Source organism: Sphingobacterium athyrii, from assembly GCF_003071065.1.
GTDB lineage: Bacteria > Bacteroidota > Bacteroidia > Sphingobacteriales > Sphingobacteriaceae > Sphingobacterium > Sphingobacterium athyrii.
In genome coordinates, this window is the sequence record NZ_QCXX01000002.1 from 505,547 (window position 1) to 531,649 (window position 26,103).

22 protein-coding genes are annotated in these 26,103 nt (G+C 40.1%); 9 read left to right on the forward strand and 13 right to left on the reverse strand.

Translation table 11 applies throughout. The features are described 5' to 3' along the window. The first annotated feature begins 109 nt into the window (after positions 1-109). Genes DCO56_RS08600 through DCO56_RS08610 form a run of 3 tightly spaced genes read left to right on the forward strand, consistent with a single transcriptional unit; the run spans position 110 to position 2,451 of the window. Positions 110-937 carry a YARHG domain-containing protein gene (locus tag DCO56_RS08600; protein ID WP_108633329.1) on the forward strand — a complete coding sequence of 276 codons (828 nt, stop codon included), beginning with the start codon at positions 110-112 and terminating at the stop codon, positions 935-937. 56 nt (positions 938-993) lie between these two features. Next, positions 994-1,653, forward strand: coding sequence for a SanA/YdcF family protein (locus tag DCO56_RS08605; RefSeq protein ID WP_108633330.1), 660 nt, complete (start codon positions 994-996; stop codon positions 1,651-1,653). Positions 1,654-1,656: 3 nt separating this feature from the next. Then, positions 1,657-2,451 carry a hypothetical protein gene (locus DCO56_RS08610; protein ID WP_108633331.1) on the forward strand — a complete coding sequence of 265 codons (795 nt, stop codon included), beginning with the start codon at positions 1,657-1,659 and terminating at the stop codon, positions 2,449-2,451. 503 nt (positions 2,452-2,954) lie between these two features. On the opposite strand, the gene DCO56_RS08615 is transcribed toward DCO56_RS08610, so the two are convergent. The 3 genes from DCO56_RS08615 to DCO56_RS08620 all read right to left on the reverse strand — a co-directional run bounded on the left by DCO56_RS08615 (position 2,955) and on the right by DCO56_RS08620 (position 6,322). Next, positions 2,955-4,496: a protein adenylyltransferase SelO gene (locus DCO56_RS08615; RefSeq protein ID WP_108633332.1), complete on the reverse strand. Its 1,542-nt coding sequence runs from the start codon at positions 4,494-4,496 to the stop codon at positions 2,955-2,957. Between the two features lie 12 nt (positions 4,497-4,508). Further along, entirely contained in the window at positions 4,509-4,664 is a 156-nt protein-coding gene (locus tag DCO56_RS29220) for a hypothetical protein (protein ID WP_165307951.1), read from the reverse strand. 803 nt (positions 4,665-5,467) lie between these two features. After that, positions 5,468-6,322, reverse strand: coding sequence for a class I SAM-dependent methyltransferase (locus tag DCO56_RS08620; RefSeq protein WP_108633333.1), 855 nt, complete (start codon positions 6,320-6,322; stop codon positions 5,468-5,470). 628 nt (positions 6,323-6,950) lie between these two features. Between DCO56_RS08620 and DCO56_RS08625 the strand changes: the two genes are divergently transcribed. Beyond that, positions 6,951-7,217 (forward strand): hypothetical protein, encoded by a 267-nt coding sequence (locus DCO56_RS08625; RefSeq protein ID WP_108633334.1) that lies wholly within the window; start codon positions 6,951-6,953, stop codon positions 7,215-7,217. Positions 7,218-7,337: 120 nt separating this feature from the next. Continuing rightward, complete coding sequence (locus DCO56_RS08630) at positions 7,338-7,706, forward strand: hypothetical protein (RefSeq protein ID WP_108633335.1); 369 nt, start codon at positions 7,338-7,340, stop codon at positions 7,704-7,706. 353 nt (positions 7,707-8,059) lie between these two features. On the opposite strand, the gene DCO56_RS08635 is transcribed toward DCO56_RS08630, so the two are convergent. Together DCO56_RS08635 and DCO56_RS08645 are read right to left on the reverse strand one after the other, a co-directional pair. Next, the gene (locus tag DCO56_RS08635) at positions 8,060-9,079 is read right to left on the reverse strand and encodes a hypothetical protein (RefSeq protein ID WP_108633336.1); all 1,020 of its coding nucleotides are present in this window, start codon (positions 9,077-9,079) and stop codon (positions 8,060-8,062) included. A gap of 307 nt (positions 9,080-9,386) precedes the next feature. Further along, entirely contained in the window at positions 9,387-9,746 is a 360-nt protein-coding gene (locus tag DCO56_RS08645) for an ROK family protein (RefSeq protein WP_108633338.1), read from the reverse strand. 297 nt (positions 9,747-10,043) lie between these two features. Here DCO56_RS08645 and DCO56_RS08650 point away from each other — a divergent pair, with 297 nt between their 5' ends. Together DCO56_RS08650 and DCO56_RS08655 are read left to right on the forward strand one after the other, a co-directional pair. After that, positions 10,044-10,928, forward strand: coding sequence for a hypothetical protein (locus tag DCO56_RS08650; RefSeq protein WP_108633339.1), 885 nt, complete (start codon positions 10,044-10,046; stop codon positions 10,926-10,928). Then, the gene (locus DCO56_RS08655; RefSeq protein WP_146191001.1) at positions 10,925-11,536 is read left to right on the forward strand and encodes a hypothetical protein; all 612 of its coding nucleotides are present in this window, start codon (positions 10,925-10,927) and stop codon (positions 11,534-11,536) included. Before DCO56_RS08650 ends, DCO56_RS08655 begins: the two co-directional genes overlap by 4 nt. Positions 11,537-11,620: 84 nt before the next feature. Here the strand turns inward: DCO56_RS08655 and DCO56_RS29960 are convergent, their stop codons facing one another. Both DCO56_RS29960 and DCO56_RS08665 read right to left on the reverse strand, forming a co-directional pair. Next, positions 11,621-11,848: an LpxL/LpxP family acyltransferase gene (locus tag DCO56_RS29960; RefSeq protein WP_108633727.1), complete on the reverse strand. Its 228-nt coding sequence runs from the start codon at positions 11,846-11,848 to the stop codon at positions 11,621-11,623. A 105-nt stretch (positions 11,849-11,953) separates the two neighbouring features. Further along, positions 11,954-12,238, reverse strand: a complete 285-nt coding sequence (locus DCO56_RS08665; protein ID WP_108633341.1) for a hypothetical protein — start codon at positions 12,236-12,238, stop codon at positions 11,954-11,956. Positions 12,239-12,692: 454 nt separating this feature from the next. Here DCO56_RS08665 and DCO56_RS29225 point away from each other — a divergent pair, with 454 nt between their 5' ends. Further along, entirely contained in the window at positions 12,693-12,830 is a 138-nt protein-coding gene (locus DCO56_RS29225; protein ID WP_181390499.1) for a hypothetical protein, read from the forward strand. Between the two features lie 491 nt (positions 12,831-13,321). Here DCO56_RS29225 and DCO56_RS08675 read toward each other — a convergent pair whose 3' ends face one another. After that, positions 13,322-13,882 (reverse strand): DUF4382 domain-containing protein, encoded by a 561-nt coding sequence (locus DCO56_RS08675; RefSeq protein ID WP_108633342.1) that lies wholly within the window; start codon positions 13,880-13,882, stop codon positions 13,322-13,324. Between the two features lie 557 nt (positions 13,883-14,439). Here DCO56_RS08675 and DCO56_RS08680 point away from each other — a divergent pair. Further along, positions 14,440-17,511, forward strand: a complete 3,072-nt coding sequence (locus DCO56_RS08680) for a non-ribosomal peptide synthetase family protein (RefSeq protein WP_108633343.1) — start codon at positions 14,440-14,442, stop codon at positions 17,509-17,511. Positions 17,512-17,795: 284 nt separating this feature from the next. Here DCO56_RS08680 and DCO56_RS08685 read toward each other — a convergent pair whose 3' ends face one another. The 5 genes from DCO56_RS08685 to DCO56_RS08705 form a co-directional block, all read right to left on the reverse strand. Then, positions 17,796-18,080: a fibrobacter succinogenes major paralogous domain-containing protein gene (locus tag DCO56_RS08685; protein ID WP_108633344.1), complete on the reverse strand. Its 285-nt coding sequence runs from the start codon at positions 18,078-18,080 to the stop codon at positions 17,796-17,798. A gap of 244 nt (positions 18,081-18,324) precedes the next feature. Continuing rightward, positions 18,325-21,594 carry a TonB-dependent receptor gene (locus DCO56_RS08690; protein WP_108633345.1) on the reverse strand — a complete coding sequence of 1,090 codons (3,270 nt, stop codon included), beginning with the start codon at positions 21,592-21,594 and terminating at the stop codon, positions 18,325-18,327. 40 nt (positions 21,595-21,634) lie between these two features. After that, complete coding sequence (locus tag DCO56_RS08695; RefSeq protein WP_108633346.1) at positions 21,635-23,767, reverse strand: IPT/TIG domain-containing protein; 2,133 nt, start codon at positions 23,765-23,767, stop codon at positions 21,635-21,637. A 66-nt stretch (positions 23,768-23,833) separates the two neighbouring features. Further along, a complete protein-coding gene (locus DCO56_RS08700; protein WP_108633347.1) occupies positions 23,834-24,808 on the reverse strand; it encodes a fasciclin domain-containing protein in 975 nt (324 codons plus the stop codon). 6 nt (positions 24,809-24,814) lie between these two features. Further along, positions 24,815-26,092, reverse strand: a complete 1,278-nt coding sequence (locus DCO56_RS08705; RefSeq protein ID WP_108633348.1) for a fasciclin domain-containing protein — start codon at positions 26,090-26,092, stop codon at positions 24,815-24,817. Positions 26,093-26,103 lie beyond the last annotated feature (11 nt).

A 26,103-nucleotide genomic window follows, 5' to 3' on the forward strand; every position in this document is an offset into this window, starting at 1 on the left:
ATCAGTTCTTTGGAAATGGGAGCGAGGTTTCCGTAAACATCACACCTGGGTTTACCCGATACCATATTTGTTATGATCATGTACGGTATTTTCCACAAAGTCTTTAACTATGAAAAAACTCCTTTTCATCATGCTGCCACTTGTTTCTACCACTTTCGCTCAATCGAAACAAGTGAATAATTGTCCGTGTACAATCCAATCGGATATTAATGTATGGACACCTGAACTTGAAAAAGGCTACGATACAGAAACCGATGTCAACAACTTTGCTTACAGTGTAAACGGTGTGTATCTTGCCGAAGACCGCGATTCGCTTTATCAGATCAAAATCATAGTCGACCCAAGGTCTTATTGTACTTTTGTTTACTATCAGCACCTGAGCTTTAGCAAACAAGGACTGATCAATAAACAGGTCACCCTCTGCGAAAGTTTGCCCAACGTACATGATGGCGGTTGGATCGGTACCCATATTTTCGCACCTGTAAAGGCAGTTAACAAACAATATGTGGCTTCTGATTTTTTTGTGGGTGAAAGCTATCTTAGGGTAGACAAGTCTCATTTTTATCGTCTATACAAATGTGAAAAAGAAAGTAAATTCGGTATTCACGATGTAGATAGAGAGCGTTTCTATAGGAAGGTTTATTGGAAACCTGAAGGGAATTTTACGGATATTTCACTTCGTATTTTTACATGGGCAGACGTGAAAAAATACAGTAAACAGCAACTTGCAGAAATGCGTAACGAAGTTTACGCCCGCTACAATTACGCTTTTAAGGAAGATGGGAAGTGGTATCAGCATTTCAATAAAAAACCAAGTTACCGCTGGAACCATTTTAAAGATGTAACACCTTTTATCACTACTGTAGAAGAAGAAAACATCAAATACATTATGGGGTTTGAGGGGGCGGATTCTGGGGTCTCAAAAAAACGAAAATAGTTTTGCCGGAGAGATAAAGAAAACCGATTTTTATAAATTGTTGTAAAATCAAGCGTATGAAAAAGATTAAAAAGTTCCTTTTGTCGTTTATCATTCTATGCCTAATAGCGCTATTTGTTGTTTTAGTAACCAACAGCAACGTAACGGCAGAAACAGAAAATCTGATTTTCACCGAACTTAAAGATGTGCCAAAAACGAAGGTAGCCATCATTTTTGGTGCCGGTATAAACGGCGATCAGCCAAGCAGGTATCTAAAAGATAGGCTGGATGCCGGGATTTCGCTGTACAAAAACAACAAGGTGGATAAAATATTGCTGTCAGGAGATAACGGTAGAGATGAATACGATGAGCTTACAGTAATGAAGTTATATTGTCAGAAAAATGGCGTCGATACCACAAAAATTTACATCGACTATGCTGGGTTTGATAGCTACTCGACCATGTACCGTGCAAAACATGTTTTTTATGTTGATACAGCAATTTTGGTATCTCAGAAATATCACCTGAACAGATGTATTTATCTGGGCGATAAATTGGGAATAAAATCATTCGGTTATAGTGCAGATAGGGGCGTTTATCCAGGTTATAAATACTATGCATCCCGGGAAAAACTATCGGTTAGCAAAGCCGTTTTAGATGTGATAAGAAACAGAAGACCAAAGTATTTAGGTGAGCCGGTTGATATAAACAGAGAATCAAATTATACGAAAGAATAACTGATGAGATACCTTCCTTTCTTTGTATTACTTGTGTTTTTAGGCTGTAATCCTATCCCTAAAAAAGATAAACACCCCGATGTGCCTCAACTGATCGAGTTGCTAAAAGACGAAAACAAGTTCAGAAAAGTTACCGATATGACAGGCTTAAGCAGTCTTGTTTTTTTAAATGATGACAGAATACTTTTAAAGCCCAGCAACAGTAATTCGCCCGTAAAAATTATTGATGTGGATAAAAATATTGTGTTTGAAAAGATTTACGACTGGGAACAGCCATTTTATATTGATACACAGGGGAATTTATATCTCAACGGCAAGAAGTTTTTCTATCCGGATTATAAAAAACAAGAAGATTTTAAAACGGTCGTTATCACAGATAGCCTGCGGAGAAAGTCGGAAGAATTGAAAGATCTGAACGATAGTCTGCGGATGAAAGCTTTAAATAGATACGAGCTGGAGATACTGCAGCCGTATGGGCTAAAGCCTTGTCCTTACACGATCGTGAATACAGAGCGCTGCGATGTATTTAAAGTGATCAATCAGACTTTGGTCGTTAGACAAACAGACCTTTTTAAAAGCGAACTCGATATACCAAAAACTGAAATTCCTAAATTCGATGACGATGTTTTGATTGGCTGGCATAATGGCAAACTGCCCAGTCCGGATTATTTGGCTTATTACGAACTGAAAAAACAACGCTTTAAGTGCGATGACATGACCATGCCGAAAATCATAACATTAAAAGATAAACCGTATTTTTTTGCTCCTGGTTTGGGTTTGTACCAGATCTTATTTTAGAAGCGGCAATTTAATCGAATACGATTCAGAGCCCCGTCCTCGATGGAAGAGAATGCAATTCTCTTCGACTTAAAACCATCGAATGAGCAATAATATATTTTCGACCATAAAGGCAAAATCTGCACTATTATTTCAGTAGATTATATTTTGATCAGCGTACTCATTGTTGGATCTATTTGAAAATTTATAAATTCATTCATAACAACATCTAGTTCGATTCAGAATTATTATTTTATTTTTATTAAAGTATCGAGTTGAATAAACAATTATTTAAAATGAGTAACTTCTATATTTATTGATATTAGCATTGCCGAATATTTTACTGGGACATTGCAATGCTATTTGGCGGTTATAAATTTTCACTAGATACTGGAAACCTGAAATGGCTGACGACAGCGTCCTAGAGCTTATAGGTCAGGCTATGCCGAGTGTAACTGCTACCATTTCAAATTCATACAATAGGCAGTCTCATTAAGTGTGTCAAATACAATAAATCTCTGTTGTTATGAGCTACATGATAACGTAGAACATCCTGCGGTATTGTTATAGCTGGACGGGCGCTTTTTGGAAAATTCCGGAAATAGTTCCTGGTATGGATGTTCTAATGCCTGAGTTAGTTTAACTAACATTTCTGTTTTTCCGCTACTAATTTCTTCGATACACTCGTAGAGTAGATAGTTTCTCAGTATAAATTTAGGATTTGTCGTTTCCATTAATTTCAGGGACTCTTGCTTTGAAATCGAATTCGAATGCAGACGGGATCGGTATTGTTCAATGAAGTCTTCAAGTTTATTGATTTTTTCTTCATTGAAAACAGTATAAGCGACCGGGCTGAAATGTTCATTTAAATCTGTATCAGGTGTTATTTTTTCCAATTGATTGAAGAATAACGTGTGATCCAATTGCAGCTCCTGCATTAAGCCCTGCCAGTTGGTGAAAAACTCTGCGTCCTCTTTTTTGAGCCCGTCAAATCCGAATTTTTTGCAGAGCATTTTATCATGGGCTTCCCAAAAATAAATTCCAAAATCTTTTAACGTGTTTTCCAAAAAATTTTCATCGTTGATTATCGGTTGAAGGGCATTCGCAAGTTTCCATAGATTCCAGTGTGCAATCTGTCCCTGTTTCCCAAATGCATATCTTCTTCCAGGGAGATCCGTTGTATTCGGCGTGAAATTTAAATTATATTCATCCATCATGGAGTAAGGACCATAATCAATCGTTAAGCCTAAGATGGACATATTGTCCGTGTTCATTACACCATGAACAAAACCTACTCTGAACCATTCTACCATTAGGTCTGCTGTGCGGGTACATACGTTTTCAAAAAAATCTTTATATTTCTGATGACCGGATGAAACAATTTCAGGGAAGTAGTTTTCAATCGTAAAATCAAGTAGATCCTGCAAGAGCTTGTGTTCACCTTGGGCAAACATCAGCTCAAAATGCCCGAAACGAAGGAAGCTTTCGGCCGTTCTTATGATTACTGCCCCTTTTTCGTACTGAGGATTCCCGTTATACATGATATCCCGTATGACGTCTTCTCCTGTAAAGGCCAGGCTTAACGCTCTAGTAGTGGGTACCCCTAAGTGATACATGGCTTCACTTATCAGGTATTCGCGTACGGAAGACCTCAACACGGCCCTTCCGTCGGCACGCCTTGAATAAGGGGTTGCACCGGCCCCTTTCCACTGGACCTCTGTTTTCTTGCCGTTTGCATTGGTAATTTCTCCCGCGAGAATAGCCCTTCCGTCTCCCAGCTGGCCCGCCCAGTTACCAAATTGATGTCCGGCGTAAGCTGTAGCGTAGGTCTGCATATTGTTGGGAAGCTGAGAACCCACAAGAAAATTAAGATCTTTTTCCTCAAATTTTCCCAGTCCAATTTCCTCAGAGAGCGCTTCGTTAAAAGCAATTAAATGAGGCTTGTAAAATTCGGCAGGTTTAACCGTGGCAAACAAAACTTTTGGCGTATTTCTCTGTAGAGGATTATTGGAAAAATCTCCAGGGAATTTTTTGAGGAAAGGCTGTCCGATGTGTTCGATATTCATACCCCAAAGATATTAATTATAAAAGATAAGACCTTGAGCTGCGTATTTGAAATTTCTAAGGAAAGAATTTTCAAACTTCTTGTAGTTATCGATTTCTCCCTTGTCCTGAGCGTATACGCTATTGATCATGACATAGAGGATGAGCAGTATAAATTTGATTGTTTTCATTATTTAATATTTTATTCGTTTACCACCAAAAGGGCAACGGGGGGTAAAAGCAAACTCTCCAAAAGCTTGTGTTCCTTTTAAATTATATAGAGCGTGAGATACTTTGCTCTTAGGATCTGGAAGTTCGGGCGGTGTTCTTTGTATTTTAATCTCGATGGGGATCATGATGGGTATATCAGGGTTTTCAATGTTAAGATCATCATATACTAGTTAAAATCTAATTTATCTTTAATACTTAACATCTCTTTAATCACGAGCGGATGTGAACCGTCAGAAAATCTAAGTTGTATTGCTTTCTCATTATACTGCACTTTTAATGTAAAGAATGATGGTGCATAGTTTCTTTTCTTGGCATTTGAAATTTTGTGATCAGATCATTTGTCATAAAGGAAACATGATTATTGCAAGATTGAATGATAATTTAGTCATCAAATATTTAAAGGTCAGTTAAGTATGATAAATCATATTAGGTTGAATTTCAGCCTTATATACTGCACTAACGTTTTTTCATTCACAGCAGCATTTAGCCGAATTGAGCGCTATGATTTTTTGATAATTTATTTCCTTCCCACATACCGCATACATACACATTGTCTTCCTCGGATAGCGCCATCATCAACCAGTACCTCGTCTTTGCGATAGCAGTAATTGAAATTTTCCAATCTATTGTACTAAAAGCTGCCCACTAAATTTTGAGACGGCCCGCTTTAAAATTGCCCGTTGCTGCTTTGGTTTTCATTGATAGGGATAATCCGACCCTTAAAAAGCTGGCATCCCAGCTGAATTTGTCAAATTCAAGATTTTTATGAAAACTGAAAACTTATCATTTCCATAAAGCCGCTAGTTGGGTAGATATAAATTTCGTTATCTCCATATAGTTTTTTCTCCATCGACTGTGTCGAATCAGACGTTACGATTTCTCCTTTAAAAAATTGGATTAATCCGATGATATCAAATTTATGATAGACCATGATTGGCCAGCCTAAGCCCTGTTCTAGGGAACGGAGCATGAGACGGGATTTCTCCCGATTGCTTTCATGAATGGTTTCAAATGGTAAAACGTAGTCTAGTATGACAACTTTATTTCCATCAGCGGCAGCTAATTTTTCAAGCAGTGTACTGAACTTATCCCGGCTGATGTAATAGACAAAACCTTCCAATAAGAATATCGTCGGACTTAATGAATGATGCCCCAATCTTTTTAGTTCATCCAACAAGGGGTCAATATCAGTAGCATCATGAGTGATTAGCCTTACTTTATTCTGATCACCGATCAATTCTGTATAGAGAGCTCGCTTTTCATCCATGAATTCAATATCAACTTCAAAGATCGTTTCAATTTGATGGTCGTATTGTTCTAGTAGATAGAGTGAAATTGGATCGAGACCAGCTCCCAAAATACAGACCTGAAATTGTGTGAATTGATTAGCGTAATAGTCGAAAAGATTGCGGATATATCTCTTTCTCAGCACAGCGATTGATTCGGAGTGTTCGAAAATTTGTTTAAAACTCTTTAAAAGCAATTCCCCTTCTGATGTTTCAATATTTTCTAAATATGCCTGGCATGTTTTTCCATCTTGATAAATTTCGCTTGCTAAACAAAGTACTAAGCTGGCAGTTGGTGAAATTTTAAATTTACTTTTTAAGCTGTTGTCCATAATGATTTAAAAAAAAGGTTTTAGATAAGGCTATAATTGTTTTGCTGCAAATCTCTATTTGCAATAATACGAGAAAAAAGGAAATTGTAAGTAATTATTTCGTTATGTTTCTATAAATATTATCTTGTAGTTATGTTTATCCATTCTTGAAATCACGTTTCAGTTTTTCTCATCGCCTCGATATTTTTAGAATGAGTACTTTTAGCCGCTCAATTTTTTACTGTCTGTGTTCGTAAACTAGATGTTCCGATAGAAGAAAGGATTGCTCTTCACATAAAATTTGCTCATTAAAATGCATTAGCTTTTATTTTGACTATATCATACTGCATTATCAATAAATCGGTGCTCCGTAGTTCATGTGAGGTCGATTTTGACTAATAGCTCTTTAAAAGCCTTTTTTTTGTAGCCGATTTTATATTATTGACTTTTTCAGCTCTTAATATAAGATTCAAACCGACTTTTGGCGGATTTATTGATAGAGATCCACCTAGCGATCCAAACCTCTATTCGTATGAAACAGCAGATTATAAATACAATTTTTAATAATTAGAAAGCTTGAAAAGATATGAGAAGCTTTATCATTTTTGTATTTTACGTAATTTTTTCTCAATGCTGTTGTGCTCAATCTATGCATGATATAGGCAGCGTATATGTAAGCCAACAGAATGGTGGTTACAATACATTTCTAAAAAAAGATATACAGTTAGATAGTGTCATTATTGCATACAAGGAGCGTCTTCCTGTTTCTCTGCGCTTTTATTATCTAGATGGTATTAAACGACCTGTTGAAGATTTTTATTTTCTTGATTTCCCGGGTGACCGTTATTTATTGAATTTGGATTTTGGGAGATTTGATATTCCTGATTACCCAACAGCCACTTTAATGCTTCCATAGTCTAATAAGGAACTAGTAAAAAAAAGAAAAGCAGACACCCGTGCAATATTTTATCGTGACTCCATTAAATATGAAACAATAATAACCGAAGTTGAGAGCGATCCATCTTTTAGAGAACCTATGGCGGTTACATTTTCTGCGAATTATTTGCGAGGAGGTAAAAAACTGCAGCAGGATTTTACGAATTTTATGCAGATTCTGGAAAAAAGTGAAATACCTAAAGATGGTAGTGTATTTCTATTCCAAGGTCTTGTGAAAGAGGATGGCAGTCTAAATAATATTAAAACTATTATCGGTGATAATAGCATCTATGAGAATCTGTTGAAAAAATGGTCGGTCGGTTTAGGGAAATCTTGGAAGGCAGCCACACAAGGCGGGAGACGCGTAAAAAGTAATATGGATATTTTTGTAGAGGTAAGGGGAGGCCACGCAGAGATTTCTACATGTGGTTATGCGAGAGGTTCTAAATCATATAAGAAAATAAATTAAAATGACTCCAGCTTTAAGCAGCAAAAAGTTGATTTTGAGAAATGAAGACAATATATTGAAAAGATCCAAATACCGGACTTATTTACTGGCGATTTATTTTTTTGTATAAAAAGGTGCTTTTATTGAGTTTTGTATGCTGGTATATGTTTATTTTAACTGCGAAACTCACAGGAGACCTGAAACTTTTGCGGTGACGGCATAGAATATATATTGCACTGAGCAAATGATGGCGAGAATGGAGCGCCTTATACTGTACCGATTATAAGCGCAGTAAATCCGGATGTGATATTGACAGCGTAAACTTAGGGTTCCGGTAAAAAATAGTATTACATGACATACGAAGGAGGAAATGATTATTCTATCGTCCACTTTACAAAAGATGACATTACTTCTTTCCAATGCGGTTTGGAGTGATTTACCGTGCCAGCGCTGTCAACTTCAAAAAAGTTATGTTCAAGATTGAGGTATCTTTTATAAGTTAAATTTTGTTTCTTATTGCCAATAAATAGGAGAGGTACTAGGTCGCAAAGATCACTTGATAGGTCATTTGTCCCGTAGGCCATATAAATTGGCTTATTAAACGAAAGCCAATCGTCAATGAGTGGCTCTGAAAAAGATTTCCATGCCAACAAAAAAGGATATTTACTGATTTTCTTTGGATCATTTGCATCTCTATAAAACTGATATTGCTTTTCTATTTGTTTGTTAGCCTCTTCCCAGGATATTTCCTTTCGTTCGGCTTGTTTTCTGTAATTACGAACGAGTTCATCAACTCTTCCATAAGGATTAGCGCTAAAAAGGCCAAGCTTTGATACATGTTTATCCTTATTAGCTATGTAAGAGGCCACTTTGCTGCCTTGCGAATGCCCTGCGACAATTAACTTTGAGTTGTCTGCCCACTTTTGTTTTCGAAGAAATTTTAATACAGCCAAGGCTCTACTAACATAATTTTCAAGGTAATCTGCTTTTTGAAATGCAATACTTGGTGTTTTATGGTCTGAAGAAGCCCCAATATATGAATATTGATTATCTAATTCTGATTCTTCGACTATTAATGGTGTTTTGGGCATTGATATCACAACAATATGATAATATTCTCTGATTTCCTGATAATCAAAATTGGTTATCCCGCCAGCATCCATCCATAAGCCATTCTTTTTGAAATTGAAATATAGTGGAACAGGTTGGGAACCTTGACACCATAAAAATATTGGTTTTTTCTTTGTTAGGTCTTGATCAATGACAATGAAATCAATCGTATCTTGTTTATTCTCAATTTTAAAAGCTGTAACTTCATTATTGATTACTTGTTTTCTTTGCGCAAAGCTGATATGGACGATAAGTAAGAAGAGGACCTGGATAAAAAACTTCATTTTGAATTGGATAATAGTAGTTCAATTACCCAAATATAGGCAACTTGGTTTTAAAATACGCTTAATTTCGCATTAGCTTTATAGAATATGAATATTGATTATCTAATTCCGATTCTTCGACCATTAATGGTGTTTTGGGCATTGATATCACAACAATATGATAATATTCTTTGATTTCCTGATAATCAAAATTGGTTATCCCACCGACATCCATCCATAAGCCATTCTTTTTGAAATTGAAATATAGTAGAACAGGTTGGGAAATTTGGCGCCTTAAAAATATTGGTTTATACATAAACACTGAATATTAGTTAATATTTAATGTCTCTCCATTTAATGCCAGTATTGCTATAGAAGCAGTCCCCATCAGCTGCACATTGAGCAAGGATGATATTTCAATACTCGTATACTTTGACAGACCATTGATGCTGAATTCCACGACAGCGGCCTGAATTTGAGGAAGCAATATTTGCCCGATTCTTGCACCATATCCGCTAATAATCACTTTTTCTGGATAGATAATATGTATTAGAGTAGCAATACCTTTTCCAAGCATATAGCCTATCCGAGAGAATGAATTAATCGCCAGTTGATCACCATCTATAGCTGCTTCCATCAATTGGTTTAATGTGATTTTTCGTCCCCGTTGGTATAGTTCGCTTAGTATTGAGACCTCCCCGGTATCAAGTTTTAACCTGGCAGCAGGTCAGGCACGAATTGCTAAAATAACACTGTTGTGAAGCAAGCAGAAAATTAAATGGAAATAGGACTATCGCAAATAAATAGGTTACTGAAACGAATTATAAATGATGACCCTCGAATATAAAATTGTAACCTGTTGTCTTGAGAAATACCTTAGATTTAAGCTGAATTTAGTTTTTGACTAACAGATAAATGAAACTGTTTCCAATAAAATGGGTTAAGGCAGTGGTATCAGAACTTTAAAGTTATTAGACACGTAAAAATGAAACAAATTATTTTACTTACCATCCTGATTTTTCTTGGTATTACAGCTTATTGTCAAGAGGTGAGGAAACTCGATGATAGTTATTTTTTGGATTTAGAAAAATTTGAAAAAGGCTTCGGTATTTTGGAAATAAAAGCGAACCCAGAAAACCGTGAAAAGGAAATACTTACACTCAAAGAAGGAACGTATTTTTTACAGAATAAAAATCAGAAATTTTGGTTTAAAATAAATGGGAAACATCAATTTACGGAGACCGCCAAAGCCCAAATAACCAAAGGAGAGAAATTGTATACCTTGTATTTTACTTTTGAAAATGGCCTGGCAATTGCAACAGATCTGAAGGATACTTCAGGAAATCTTATCAGCCACTTTGAAACAAAAGACTCCGTTTTTGTAGTAAAACATTTTCGTCAAACTGGGAAATTAGCCAAAAAAATAGTTTTAAGAACGGGGGTAGGTTTGTCTGATGCTGTTGAGACGGCCTACTATGAGAATGGGAATATAAAATCGGAAAACGACCATATAAATAAAACGACAAGACTGTTTTACGAAAACGGGAAAGCAGAATATTTTTATCATTCTGGTTCAGAAGAAAAAATTTATTTCAATAAAAATGGACAGAAAACAGCACATAGCTACTACTCCAAGGATAAGGAATGGTGTACTGAATATTTTGAGAATGGAACTATTGTAAGCAAAAATTGCAATAGTGCAGATCATTCACAGAAGATACAGTATTGCTACAAAAATGGGAAACTAGATTATTACGAAGTGGAGCTGCTTTCAACTGGCGAAATAAAAAAATATGATAAAAATAACAAGCTACTAGGTAGCAGAAAAGGTATGTATCCTAACACGGTACCCAATTCGACCAAGCCATGAATAATTTTTTCATAAATGAACTACAACGCCGAAGTCTGATTATTATTGCTATTATGTTGTCGATCAGTGTGATAATACCAGTTATTTTCTTTGTTGGGACGATGATTGAAACCGAATCTTATGGCAAAGCAGTGTTGGGTGAAGAACGCTATAATACAAGGGTGAAGGACAGTTATCTGTATGCGCTGATACTTTTTGGCTGTGTGATGTTGATGGTTATTCCAGCTATCCTTTACATTAGAAAATACACTGATAATTATCGGCGGTTTATTGGAACACTATCAGAAAAAGATATGGAAAAGCTGATAAAATTCAACGATAAAGCTCCTTTCTACGAAAAATTCATGCCACCCTATATTATAAAAGAAGATGCAGTCAGTTTTTTCATACACTTACGTCATACGACCATCGCTTTTAACAATATAGTAAGTATTCATGTCGCACAAACACATTATAAAGGTTACAATGCTACCGTGACAATTCAAACAGCAGAAGAAACACATCGTTTTCGCATGAGCGGAAATATTTTTAAAGTAATAAATTTTGTAGATGAAGCCCTGCAAAGCAACCCCCAAATAATAGTAAATAAAAATTGGAATGTAGCTTAAAATAATCCAGTATTCCCGAGCTCTTCGCGTGCCTGTTTGATGATATCATAAATATCGCGATTACGAGAATATAGTACAGTAAACTCACCGCTTCCAACGCTTATGTGTCCATAACCAACCGTAGGGTTCATCCTTAATATTTTCCTTTAGGAGGTCAATGTACTTTTGTGTTATTTCTCGATCCTTTGTAAGTTCGGCATTGGAGCATATCGGTACGCAGGCAATTTTGTAACTTCCTTTTGATAATTGTTTTATCAGCTTTTTATTAAAATTATGGCAATAAGCCCAGTCAAATATAATTATACCGTAAATTTGTTCAAGAAGTTAATATAATATAACGCATAACAAAAGAAATAACGGTAATGGATGCTATAAGTGCTGTAAATTAACTTTAACATCCTCAACAAATAAAGCAAGCTATTTTCTGGTGAGGCTCTTCGTTATTTGCCATGATTTTAATTTATGATTATAGGAGAGAATCCAAGCTGTTTCACGGGTTCTCTTCCCTTTTCCGTTTAAATATTCACCTACACGGACTGTTATCAGAGGAGTGGTATCTCTAAGTATTTCAGCATATGCTTTTTCACCAGTGCTAAGTTCTGCTATTGCCGGAATATTTTCTACACTTACTTGGGGTTCGAACAGAAATTTTGCCGTACACCCAACATTGAGACTTTTTCCTTGAAATATGATTCCGTTCATGATGATATATTTTGAAAGATGAGAAATTCATATTATCCAAAAACTAGTAGAACATTCATACTCTTTTAAAAGTTCTATTGTAATATAACGTTTACAAATAGTAATTATTATTCCTACGGATTTCATGAATTCAATATTACGTTCTACAACGTAGATCGGAATTGAATTTTCTCTCTAAACACGCAGTGTTTGATACGATGCATTTCCCGCATCACCCAGCCAGATAGCCACTCCATGGCGCTGGCATCTATCTGATCAAAGGTTTTAGAATATGATTGTCCGTCTATCGCGGTATACGTTGTGCGAAAATGTCGCTAGAATCCGATCCGAGGAGCGAGTAGCATGTGCCTTTTGATTAAAATGGTATACCTTCTGCGGGAAGAATTGTTCTTTCCTTGCCGGAACGGCGATTTGACAGAATTGGCGCAGCGATAAAATTTAAGATAATGGCAATATGGATCAACTTAGCTTATTTGAAAATGAAGGATATAATTTCCCCGAAGAACTCATGAACTTTGAGCCGGATTTTCTTACACAACAAGAAGCTGATCAGCTGTTTGATCTCCTGCTCACGGTAGTGCTATGGCAGTAGAGATGTAGAAAAATATACGATCATTCGGTGATGACGCCCAGGTTGACGGCCTGGTATGGTGAGGAGGACACGAACTATCAGCTGGCCGGAAAAACCATAGTCGCAAACCAATGGCTTGAACCCTAAAAAGCGTTGAAGGAGAGGATCGAACAACAGATTCACTGTACGTTTAATTCGGTACTGTTAAATTTATACCGCGATAACAATGATTCGGCCGCCTGGCACCGCGACCGAGAGAGCGAATTGGGCAACAACAGGTCCGTAATCGGATCTTAAGTCTGGGCTAAGCGCGCTATTTTGATTATAGGAAAGTGGATGATCATAGCAAGAAGTACTCATTGCTAAATCATAGTTCATTATTGCTGATGAAAGATAGGCTGCAAGAAACTTGGGGACAGCGCAGCGCAAAATCCGCTCAAAAGATAAAAGCACGTATCAACCTGACATTTTGCCTTATCGGTGAAAGTGAGCTGTACCATTTCAATATTGCGTTAATCCAATACCGCAGTTATGTTAGGATTAATCACAAATTTTCCATTAACAGTCTCATCGATAAAATCTGATAGATTGATATCAAGCATCAAGGTATGCGTTTCATTCGGCATGAGCAGTTTATTCTCCGCGATATTCACGGCAATAAATTGTCCTTGTGGCATCTCTAAAGGATAGGGAGATCCATCTATCACTATTTGATTGCCAGCAGGTACTACTTTTAGCATAATTTCCTGTATGTTGCCATGGGGGACAAGTCCCCCTGCAATGATGCTATCCTTTTGTATTCCTAGGATGTTTAATTTTTTATTCGCCTCGATTTTTCCTCCACCCGCAGATGTGCGGGTCCATAGTTGTAGGATGTTGAGATAGACTGCATCATACTGATCACCGTCACTTTTTACCTTGACCTTTAGGTGTGCCTGCTCGGGTGCGGGGCTATCGTCTTCATGGCAACTGCCCAAAAGTATTAGTAGGACCACAGACATAAGATACAACATTGCAGACATCCCTCGGGCGGTTAACTGCACATATTTTGTATTGAAAACAAAGGTCATCATAGTTTTTGAGTTGAACACAAGAGAAGCCTTGATCGTTTGCTTTTTTTTAAACTAATTTCTCTACGCAACGATCAAAAGTAGCAAAGCTCTCTCCTTAACAGCCACCGTTTTACCAAAGAGCTTTTACATTCCAGAGAGACTTTCTTTTGCAGACTAAAGCTGATCAATTGTTTAATATCTCCTTTAAGGTTGTATCTTGGTGCCAGACTTCAAAAAAGATGTACGATTGAACGGTATGCCCCCGCGATTTTACCAGTTTGGTATGGAGATAAGCTTGCAGTTTATTGGTTGCGAGACAATACTATTCCCACCCTTCTTCAGCTTTAGGGCAATGTATTAAGTTCAAAGATATATTGGGTTATTAATTAATTTTATAAGGGTTGTATCTTAGTGAGTTATACTGTTTTTTCTAATTGAAATTTCTTTCGGGTTTATACTGTGCTTGTTCAGAACAATTTGTTAATGTATTTGTTTGTAAGGTAAAAAATAGTCTTTTGCGAGATTGTTTTAGTTTATTCTAACCTTTTGGGCTAATATCATTTAAACAAATAAACATTATGTTAAACTTACAAGAACCCGGTGCGATCAATAAGATCGACGAAAATGAACTACTTAATTTATTTAATCGAACGGACTGGTCCTACGACACCGATGCGACATTGGTCTCTCTTTACAGACAAGCCTTACAAAAGTATCCCCAGCATGCGGCAGCACATTTCGGACGTCAACGCATCAGTTATGAAGAACTGGAAAGTCGCAGCGAGCAACTGAAAGATCTTCTAATGGAAAATAATATCGGTCCAGGTAGCTATGTACCTATCTTGTTCGATAGGTCTATCGATTGGTTGGTCAGTGTTTTAGCTGCTGTCAAAACAGGTGCCGCCTATGTGCCGATAGACCCTGCTTATCCTGGTAAGCGTATTCAGGATATCATAAATGACATAAATGCCACAGTGATCCTGATAAGTGCGGATTTATTGGATCGGGTTGAACAGCTGGCTGTAAAATACATAGACCCATCGAGTCTTTCCTATGCCACCTCATACAAGTCGATATACCCAGAGGCAGTTGTCACAGCTGACACCGTCGCCTATACGATTTTTACTTCAGGATCTACAGGAAAGCCCAAGGGTGTGAAAGTAAAACACCGCAGCATTCAACATCTGATAACCTGGCACAATGATTATTTTATGGTGCGGCCGGACTCCAGACTAAGTCTGGTAGCTGGACTGGGATTTGACATTTGTGTATGGGAAACTTGGTCTGCACTCTGTTCCGGAGCAACTCTTTACATCGCAAATAATGAGGAGCGGACAAATGCAGCGGCGCTTATCACTTTCTTTAATACCTATCATATTACCCATGGTTTCGTTCCGACAGTATTGGCACCGGCTCTGGTTTCTCTTTCGAGAAGCTATAGGGACCTACAATTAAAATACCTTTTTACTGCAGGTGAAAAACTGAAGCCTATTCTCACTGAGAATCTGAACTATGAACTCATTGACTACTATGGACCAACTGAATGCACGGTGTATGCTACATTCCGTAAGGTAAAAGATAGTGAAGGTGCGTATATTTCGTCAATTGGAGGCCCCATAGCCAACACACGAGCATATATCCTTAATGAAGAGAAAAAGCTTGTCCCCATTGGCGCCGCCGGAGAATTGTACATTGGAGGGGTAGCCGTGGCGGATGGCTACCTGAACAATCCGACACTCACGGCAGAAAAATTTATTCCCAATCCCTTTAGGCAGGGGGAGAGGCTCTATTGTACAGGAGATCTCGCCCAATGGAATGCCGATGGAAGTCTCGTGTTTCTGGGGCGTAAAGATAAACAGGTAAAAATTAGGGGATACCGTATTGAACTCGCAGAGATTGAAGGCGCCATTGCCTTACAACCAGCTGTCAAAGAAAACATTGTCATTGCCCGGGACAATAAAAACGGCAATCAGTATCTTATCGCTTTTATTGTCTGTGAAAGCCATATACAGGTAGATCTTCACGCGATCCGGCAACGGTTAAAGCAACTCCTGCCGGGGTACATGATTCCATCGCAGCTTATTCAGGTCGGACAAATTCCTGTGACCACCAATGGAAAAACAGACCTGAATAGGTTATATGAGCTGGCCGACCAAGAGGCGGCGGACTCTCTATTGCTCGAGCCACCGACAAATCCAACTGAGAAACTGATTGCTACTATCTGGAGCGAAGAACTGGAGCGTCCTATCATTAATGTAACAGACAATTTTTTTGATATTGGAGGCGATTCCTTTCTGGTTGCAGTCGTCATTCTCGCCATAGGGGAGCGGCTCAATACAAAAGTCTATATCCGTGATATCTACCAGCATCCGGTCCTTCAGGATCTATCCAATATGCTTATCGCTCGGACAAAAGAGCAGGAGGTGCCAGTCGAAGATGTCGAGCCATACGTCGAACTCCAAAATGATGTTTACCTTAAGCCAGAGACTGTATTCACACAGCCCTTTGATTCTCGGCAGCTTACTGATCCGCAAGCTATTCTATTGACTGGAATTACAGGTTTTGTAGGCATACACCTCATTCAGGATTTACTTAGTAGCACCAGTGCATCAATTTATTGTCTTATCAGGGCCCAGAATCCTTTTCAGGCGATAGAAAAGATCAAAGCATGCTTTAACGAATACAAGATTCCTTATACGGATAAACAGTTTGAGCGCATCATTCCCGTTATAGGTGATCTTACGCATGAATCCTTAGGAATTTCAACTATGCGATATGATGAACTAGCAGATAAAATAGATATAATCTACCATTCAGCCAGTTCCGTCAATTTCATCGAGCCATATTCTTACATGAAGCAGCCAAATGTGGAGGGCTTGCGGGAGATTGTCCACTTTGCCAGTTTAAAAAAGACCAAGTGCCTGGTGCTGCTTTCTACCATTTCTGTATACAGCTGGGGGCATATTTTTACCGGAAAAACGGTGATGAAAGAAGATGATGATATTGCCCAGAATCTCTTGTCGGTTAGCAAGGATATTGGTTATGTCAGAAGCAAATGGGTGATGGAAGCCATAGCCGATCTGGCCAGGGAACAGGGCTTACCACTGATCACCTATAGGCTTGGTTACGCAATGTGTCATAGCAGGAGTGGGGCAAGTGCACCTTACCAATGGTGGTCGGGACTCGTCAAAAATTGCTTTGATTACAATAGCTATCCAGCGCTGGACGAACTTAGGGAAGGACTCATCACAGTAGATTACATGACCAGGGCGATCAGCCACATCTCCACCAATCCGGAAGCAATCGGTAAAAAATTCAATCTCATTGCAAGACCCGAAACTAATCTCACGTTGATCGAGTTCTTTAATTTATTAAATACCTACTATAATTTCGACTTAAAACCATTGAGTTACAAAAACTGGCGTAAACAATGGGAAGATGATAATAGAAACCGACTTTATCCGCTTACCAGTCTTTTCAAGGACAATATGCATGATGGTCTATCAACGGTGGAACTTTATCAAAATACCTATATTTGGGATTGTTCCAATGTAATCCAGTTCTTGGAAGGTACTGATATCCATGAGCCCGTCTTTGACAAGGAGCTATTGGGTAATTATCTGAGCTATCTGGGGATACCGGTTGAATAATTTGATTCTGAATCTTTTATCTGATAAAACCGTCGCAGGCCCAACGTTCTTTGCGTGGTTTTACTGGAAGAATTTGTCAAGGGAACAAAAGCTGGGCTTGAATAGCTCATTACATTGATACGCGTCGAAGCTCTGCAGTTTATAGGCGTTCAAGAAGGAATTGTTATCTGTAATCCAGGATATTTAAAGGTTGGAATATTGGCTTATTTAACCATGGTATTTAGAAAAGCGAAAATTAGATATAGCTTCTGCCTTATAAAGGCTAGAAGCTATAGTCTAATTTTTTATTTATCCTGTATACAGCGTACATTGATGCCTACCGGCTTATCTGCTGCACTTATTGATGCCAAACTAAAAGGAGCAGCTCTAGTTGAAAAATAGTTACTAAGATTAGTATTAGTAGGGGATTGTGTAGATGTTGCGTAATATCCTGAACGTCCTCGTAGTGATAATGAACCGCTGCTAAGTTCACGCCTTCCCGAAGTAGGAAATATTAAGTTAATATCACTGCTTTTTTTACTGGTCAGTGTAATAGCAGCATCATATCCGGTATTATACATACCGATCATATGGGTGGTTTTCAAATAGTCGATGGTCCCTGCATATTATTTTTACTGACTTGCTCAATTTCCTTAAAAACTTGAAAAGCGGAAACAGGACCGCATAATAGGGTCATTTTTTGCTGCGCTATTGTAATTTTAACAATGTCCATTTTTTAACGATTTAAAATTACAATACCTGGACCCTTATAGGACCGGTCCAGGTATTGTAATGCCAAGTGTAATTGTAGCTCAGCAAATTCAATGTTAATTTCTAAAAAGTATACCTAATTCCCAATTGGACCTGTGCTCTCGAATTGAAATAGTCTATACTATAAGGGCTACCCGGGTCACTAAAAGTGAATATCGGCCAGTTGCCGGTATGCTGCTGTGGCGGGAATAGTGTCGGGGTCAATCCCACCGAACTGGTCGAATTGAACGTATTCGGTGAGAAGTATTGTACGCCCCATTCCTTTGAAAGCAGGTTTGTTAGGTTTACGATGTCTGCCGAAATTGTTAAAAACTGCCCACTCTTCATCACAGGTAAGTCGTGTGCCAGTCTCAGGTCAGCCTGTATGTTCCATGGGGTGCGGGCGGTATTCCGTTCGGTAAAACCCCCGCGTCTTGATGACAGGTATTCGTTGCCATCAATGAAAGTGTTGAAAGCTTGAGCTTGTTGCTGAGCGGTCAGACCACCCTCCACATCCTTGAAATAGTTTATAGCTTCAGCTTGTGACGGTATATATACCAACGACACCTGTTGCGGAAGTCCTTGTATGTTGCCATTCACGATTCCGTAGGTAAACGGCGATCCAGACTGGGCCGAAAAGAAAAGGTTGATGTTCGTACGGCCTGCCGATCTCCATTTGTGCGTATAACTAAAGTTGCTTACTATCCGGTGACGGATATCAAAGTTGCTGTAGGCAAGTTTGGGATCATTTGGGACTAATGATTGGTTCAACTGCCAGTTGGATTCCATGGAGTTCCGAACACCATTTGAGATATCTTTTGACTGCCCAAAGGTATAGCTTGCCGTGGCGTTCAGCTCCTTGTAGTTTTTGGCGATTGTCCCAGTAATGCTGTAGCGGTACCCCTGACTAGTATTGGACAGGAGATACACATTGGAAAAACGGTTGTCTACTGTACCAGTGTATACAGGCTGCTGTTTGCTTCTGTCGTATCCATACCAGAACGGGTTATCTTTAGTGTTCAATTGCTGAAAGATAACATCGCTGATGTTGCGGGTGTACATGCCCTCTATCGTAAACTTCCAGTTATCTATCGTTTCATAATCCACACCCAAGCTGGCACGGAGTACCTGTGGCAAGGTAAAGCCATTGTCCACCAGGTCTACTTGTGTTTTTCCACTATTGGGATTATCAACGATGGCTCCATTCTGCCCAATAAAATCCGCCAGACCATTTGGGCTAGGTTTAATAGCGTCCGAACCCGGTGTGAAAGCTTTTTGATCGGCACGTTGGTCAAATGCGCCATAGCTGTCACCCGTATTGTAATAGGCATAAGCTAGCCATGCAAAGGGAATGCGGCCGGTAAAGAGCCCGGCACCTCCGCGTAGCACCAGACGACGGTCTTCGGTAGCTTCCCAACGGAAGCCCACACGTGGCGACAATTGTATACGGTTCAGGAAATCATTTTTGATGCGATTCAATGGGGTATAGCTATAAGTCGTTCCGAAATTCGGATCTGCCCAGATATCACTTACCTTCGCACTTAATGTGGGCATGGTCGGTAGATGGGCTAAGTCTGCACGCAATCCCGGTGTGATCCGCAACCGTTCACTAAGGCGGATCTCATCCTGTATATACAGGCTATACATGTTTACGTTAAAGTCTGCAGCTGGATTATCGAGAATATAGTCCCTGGTATTGTTGCTGTAGTTGTAGCTACCGCGCACACGATAGGGGGTGTTGCTGATAAAATCTTCAATGCTGTTATAATCCACCCGACCATTCCAGGCATTTACAAATCCATAGCGGATTCCGTATAGTTCATTGTGCGTGCCAAAGAGCAATTTATGACGTCCGATATTCCAGTTTAGGTTGGCTGTCAGCTCCCAGGTCTTTTGCTGCATGTCAAAGATGCTGGCCTCCCGGTCCGTACCGATATAGATGGTGCTCCCGGGGGTCCGCCCCTGAATCTGTACCTGCGGTAAGCTTGGATCACTCAATGGACCCCTGTTATCGTTGACAAGCGTATAGCCGACGACCGCATTTCCTGAAAGTGAGTTAGAAAAGCGGCTTTTTAATTCGGCGACGGTAGAACTCTGATTGTTTGTTTGTTTAAAAGCCATACTGGAAAATCGGAAATCCTGTTGGTCACGGTCCATATGTGTCGCCGAACTGCGGATGGTATTGTTACGGATCGCCAGTTGGTGACGATCATTGATGTTCCAGTCCAGGCGATTGAAAAATTTGACCGATTTGGACCAGTTAGTATACGAACCTGCGGTACCAGCATCAAAGATGTTACCGTAACGGCTCTGTACAGTGCCGGCGATATTGTTTGCATCCTCCTGACTCAGGATATGAAGGGTTTCATTGCTGCCTACCACCAATTGGGTAGGATCCTGGCGACGGGTCAACTCTTCGTTGCTAAAAAAGAACAGTTTATCCTTAATGATCGGAAATCCAATTCGGAACCCCGCTTGATAGTCATAAAAGTCATTGTTCATCTTGCCAAGCGTGCCCACACGATCCTTTCCTATGAGGCTGGCATTGCGACCAAAACCATAGACAGAACCCTCCACTTTATTCGTGCCCGAACGGGTGACAGCATTGACTGATCCGCCAGTAAAGTTTCCGATTTTCACGTCATAAGGAGCTAGATATACCTGCATGTCCTGTATGGCATCCAACGAGACCGGATTGGTTCGCGTAGAACTTCCGGTCATACCCGAAGTACCCGTCTGTCCACCTAATGATGGGGAGAATCCAATGGCATCGTTGTTGATCGCACCATCAATGGTGACATTGTTGTAGCGAAAGTTGGTGCCTCCGAAACTATTGTCGCGACTTCCCTGCGGTGTAAGCCGCGTTATATCTGTCAGGGATCGGCTGACTGTAGGCATACCCTGTACCTGTCGGGCGTTGATATTCTTGCCCGTACCATAGCTATCAGCATGTTTACCAGCCACACGGGCCGTGACGGTAACCTCTTCCAAGGCCTGTGCATCATTGCCCAATACAAAATCGAGCAGCTGTGCAGCGCCTAAGCGGATATAGATATCCGATCGGATAGTCTGTTGCATACCGACTGTAGAGACCGCTAAGCTGTATGGTCCACCGATGCGCATGTTATTGATTGTATACCGGCCATCAGTATCGGCGGAAAGGCCATAGCGTGTGCCAGAAGGGGTATGTACCGCTAAAATCGTTGCGCCGGCAATGGCTTGGCCATGGGTATTCACTATCCGGCCCGTTAGTGATCCGGATGTTTCCTGCGCTGTCGCAAACAGCGTGTTCAGCAGCAAGAATAAGATCGTCATAATCGGATCGCGCCACCGTTTTAAATATATCGTTGTCATTTCGTTATTTTTATTTTGGGCTCACTATTTTTTATTCCAGCTATTTAAATATCACTTTACGGATGGCACTTCCTGTGACATCGAGCAAATAAATATTACCCTCCTTATCTATCGTTATATCACTAATGATACCCCATTTTGCCGAGCTCAGATCACCATCTGCAAAACCACGCTCTACCTTTGCGAGCGTACTTATCATCTGTTCCTGAAGATTCACTTCTCGGATAGCATTGTTATTGCTGTCCATGATGATCAAGTTACCTTGGGCATTCAACTTTAGTGCTGCCGGACCATATCCGATCTGGGCAGTAGAGATAGGCCCGTCCTGATAACCATAGCGTTCGTATTGACCGATCCAGTTGACGCCTCGACCACCGGGTAATGTTCTGGTAATCATTCCTTGATAGTCATCAGAAGAGTGGTAAATGGTGCCGTCGGCCGCGATTGCAATCCGACACTTGTCAGAAGCCCCACCTGTATTCATATTCTGCACCGTACCCGTAGGTAAGGTAACCTTAAGTATGCCATTCCAGGAGTTCGGATAATAGAAATTACCATTTTTGTCGACTGTAATGCCTCTGGGAGCAATAGCTGCAGTGGGAATGGTGGTCACTTGACCATTCAGCGTCACTTTCTTGGCAACAGTTGATTCGACAACATAGATTACATCATTCATGATGTCCATCCCCATGATACCAGTAAAGCCAGTTGCTAATATAGCACTTACGCCTTCGGGTGTAACCTTCATGATAGATGTGAGATTATTTACATATAGATTGCCTTTTGAATCGATGACTATTTTTGAATAGTTATAATCAAGGGTCATAAAACCTTTGGCTACGGTCGTTACTCCTGAACGACGGAATGCTAGGGGAGCCCGGGCAGATAGATTACCTACTTGTACATTAACCGGACCTGTACTCAGCATCGCTGGAGCAATCACTTTGAGTACACTTTCGCTGGCAGAGATAATTTGTGCCCGGACACCATTGAAAGATACTATGTTGCCAAGTAAATCCTTGGAAAAGCCGCTTCCCTGAATGGTGATTTCTGTTCCTGCCAGACCACTTTCGGGACTTACCTTGGTAATGCCCAATTCTTGGTTCACAAATTCAGGGCCCACGACCTTCTGATCATTGACCAGTACTTCGATCTTTCCACTTCCGATATTGGCCGGATATCGGACCACAAGCTCTGTACTGGAGGGGTTCGTCTCCAGAGGTATTTCCTTGCCATTGATCAATACTTTGTTTTCATCTTTAACCGTACTGAACGTACTTCCTTTAATGGTGATAATGGAGCCAACTGGGCCACTTAAAGGCGATACCGCAGCGATCTTCGGTAGGGGAACCACACTAAAGATTGCCGCGCTCACCGTTTTCTGTCCATTGATAATAACAGAAGCCTTATTACTTTCGATTCCCTCCGGAGCGATTACAACAAGTTGCTTTGGTGTCGCTTCGATCACTGTAGCCTGTTTGTCGTTAAAGTAGACCTTATTATTTTCCTTTACGCTTTCAAACCCCTCGCCACTGATGGTAATCTTAGTGCCTTTGCCGCCAGTCAAGGGTTTGATGGACTTGATTTCCTGATACGTGAAAATCTCGCCTATGGACACCATATTATCCACAAAAACCTTGACTGCTCCGGTACCTGCTCCGGCTGGGACTTTTGCTACAATAAGCGTATCGGATATGTTGACGACCAAGGCGGTGGAGTCATTAATGGTCACTCTTGTAGGTTGCTGCAAGCTTCCAAATCCTTCACCCGTGATCCGTATATTGGAGCCGGCAGGGCCATTGGCGGGCCATACCCGCTTTAGACTCAGGCGCTGGTAAGTATAATTGCCGACCTCAATAGCCTGACCACCGGTTTTTACTGTCAATTTTCCGGTAGTGGCGGCTTCCGGAGCCACGACAACCAGTGATGTCGACTGCGCGGAAAAGACTTCGGCCCGTACCCCCGCAAATTCCACAATGTTTTCTTCGATATTTTCGCTAAACCCCGTCCCTTTAATGGTAACCAAGGTACCTGCTTTCCCACTGTTTGGGAAATAATGTTCTACCGACAGGTTTGCACTGACCTCATCACCGGGACCATCTTTCTTGCAGGAGAAAAATAGCAACAGCGCTGACAAGAGGGCAAGACTTATGATGTGTTGAATAGTATTCATTTTTGTATTGTTATTTTTTAAGTATCGATTTCCATCGCTATATATGAATCCGTTACACTTGATTGATCAGTTTAAAAGGACTTGGTCAATGATGTGCAGTACGCCATTGCCAGCCAGTAGGTTTTCTCTGGTTAGATTTGCTTCGGCTGTATTTCGGGTACCTAAAAGTGTTATTGTATTGTACAATCCTGTTCCGATGTTAAATATCAGCGTTACGGTAAGGTTATCGCCATCCAGCATTGTTTCTGTTGTTTTGATATTGGTGTTGCCATCTGTAGGCGTTGTCAGCACATAATCATATAAGAATCTACGGTCCGGTACGATGTGGTAGCGCAATAGTCTTTCTAGCTCATCTACAGGTTTTTTATTAATGATTTCCAGGGTACCGTAACCCTGCTTGATCATCGCAGCATTATTGGGAGCGAAAACGGTATAGGCCCCCGGTTTTTGCAATAAACTTTTGACCGCAGGGACCCTTTCCAGTGCTTGGTTAAATAGCGTGATGTCATATTCATTTTTTAGGGCGTCGCTTAGATAGTCGAAAAGATAAGGTTCGAGTAAGCGGTTTATCACCTGTATTTTGCCATTATTGGCATTTTTCATCACTGGAGTAACAATAGCACCGTTGATGGTAAGGACAGTGTCCCGATCCTTTATCCATTTGGTAACAAACATCTTTCCTCCGGAGTAAGAGTAGATTTCCTGGTTGAACTGAAAAGGGATTTTGTTGAAATCGTACACCCCATTGAGTACATGATATCGCATGATTTTGGTCAGGCGATTTAACCCTGCCGAATTTACGTCGACTGTAAAGGCATCATCGGAGGGTGCAAGCTGCGTGAAAGGACCTTTCTGTAGCAGCATATCATATAACTCGGTCCGTTTATTGGCGGCATTTAATTTAGAGAGGTTTGCATTGTCTGCAATAATCATACTGATCAGATTCGCATCATACGAATAGTGATTAGTATCCTCTTTTTCGCAGGAGCTACACGTAAGGAAGCAAGTAGCGATCAATACGTATTTAATGATATTTTGCATAGTTTCTTAAAATTTGTTTGGTATAAACAGGCGGTCCACAAGATAGAGCGGTCCGTTTAGCGTTAAAATATCCTGCTCAACGACCGTAGCTGGCTCGCTTCCCTTTCGCGCATTTTTCAGACTTATTTTCAGCTGACCATTTTCGCGTGAAAAGCGGTAAGGACAGGTCATACGAGGTTGGCTGTTGGGATCGTAGCTCTCCATCTGCAGGATGTAATCGCCTAGGTATTCGTTCGTTAAGTCATTTGAAAAAAATACGGTGGAGAAACCACTGCCTCCGCCGTCTGTAGGATAGTAACGCTGGCCCCAACCGTGGTGATACGTCAGGACAGAATCGTTTTTGTGGAAGGTTCTGTAATTATAGGGAGCGCCATCCGAAAACCTGAGGTACTGCCCTCTATATTTCCAATGCGCATCATTTAATCGAATAAACTCTGCAGCAGTTTCATAACCGGCTTTGATAAAAGCCTCGTTGGTCGGGGCAAAAACAGAGGTTTGATGGCTGATATATGTAGCGCCCGGATTATACGGATCAACTGATAAGTCCAATTGGTTTTTCATGACCGCTTCTTCCATATTGTAGACAAACCAAGGATCTTCGTCCAAACTAAAAGATTGTGCATAGGAATCATCGTTCGCTTCCACAATTTCTAAAAACATGGAAAGCCTGCTGTCTGTTTTCATTGTTTGCCAGAGCGTTTTCTCTGGTTTTTTAAGAAAAGTATCGATAAAGATGACGTCAGCCTCTACCGCATTTTCTATACGATAATCCCCCACGGTCTTTCCATTAAGCAAAATTTTCTTTGCTGTAATGGCTAAATAATGGTAATAACTATAGGCTGAAGAAGCATATTGATTGCCTTGCCTTAGTTCTTTATCTTCTAATTTAGATTTCAACCGAACGCTTCCGTATGTGGCGTGCACATTTGCTGAATCTATTTTATCAGCTAACACATGGTAGAGGACGATTGAATCCAAAGCCGCAGTACTCATGTTTTTCAGTTTTTCCTGTGTCATACCCGCGGCCGTAAAAGCGGCATCGCTCGGGACTAAAAAAGTAAGCGGAAGGTTTTTCCATTCCTTATCCAATAAGGTACGCACGGTGCTTCCATCCAGTGCTATTTTGAACAAATGGCTTTTGGAATCCATCAGCAGTGCATCTAGACTCTTTTTATCTTTCTCCACATAAGGAACCTTTTCTCCATAAGGTTCGGGCATATATTCTTCCTGTTTACAGGATACCACTGCGATAAGCAGCAGTAGTAATGCTATGATTCTATTCATCGGTAGACGCT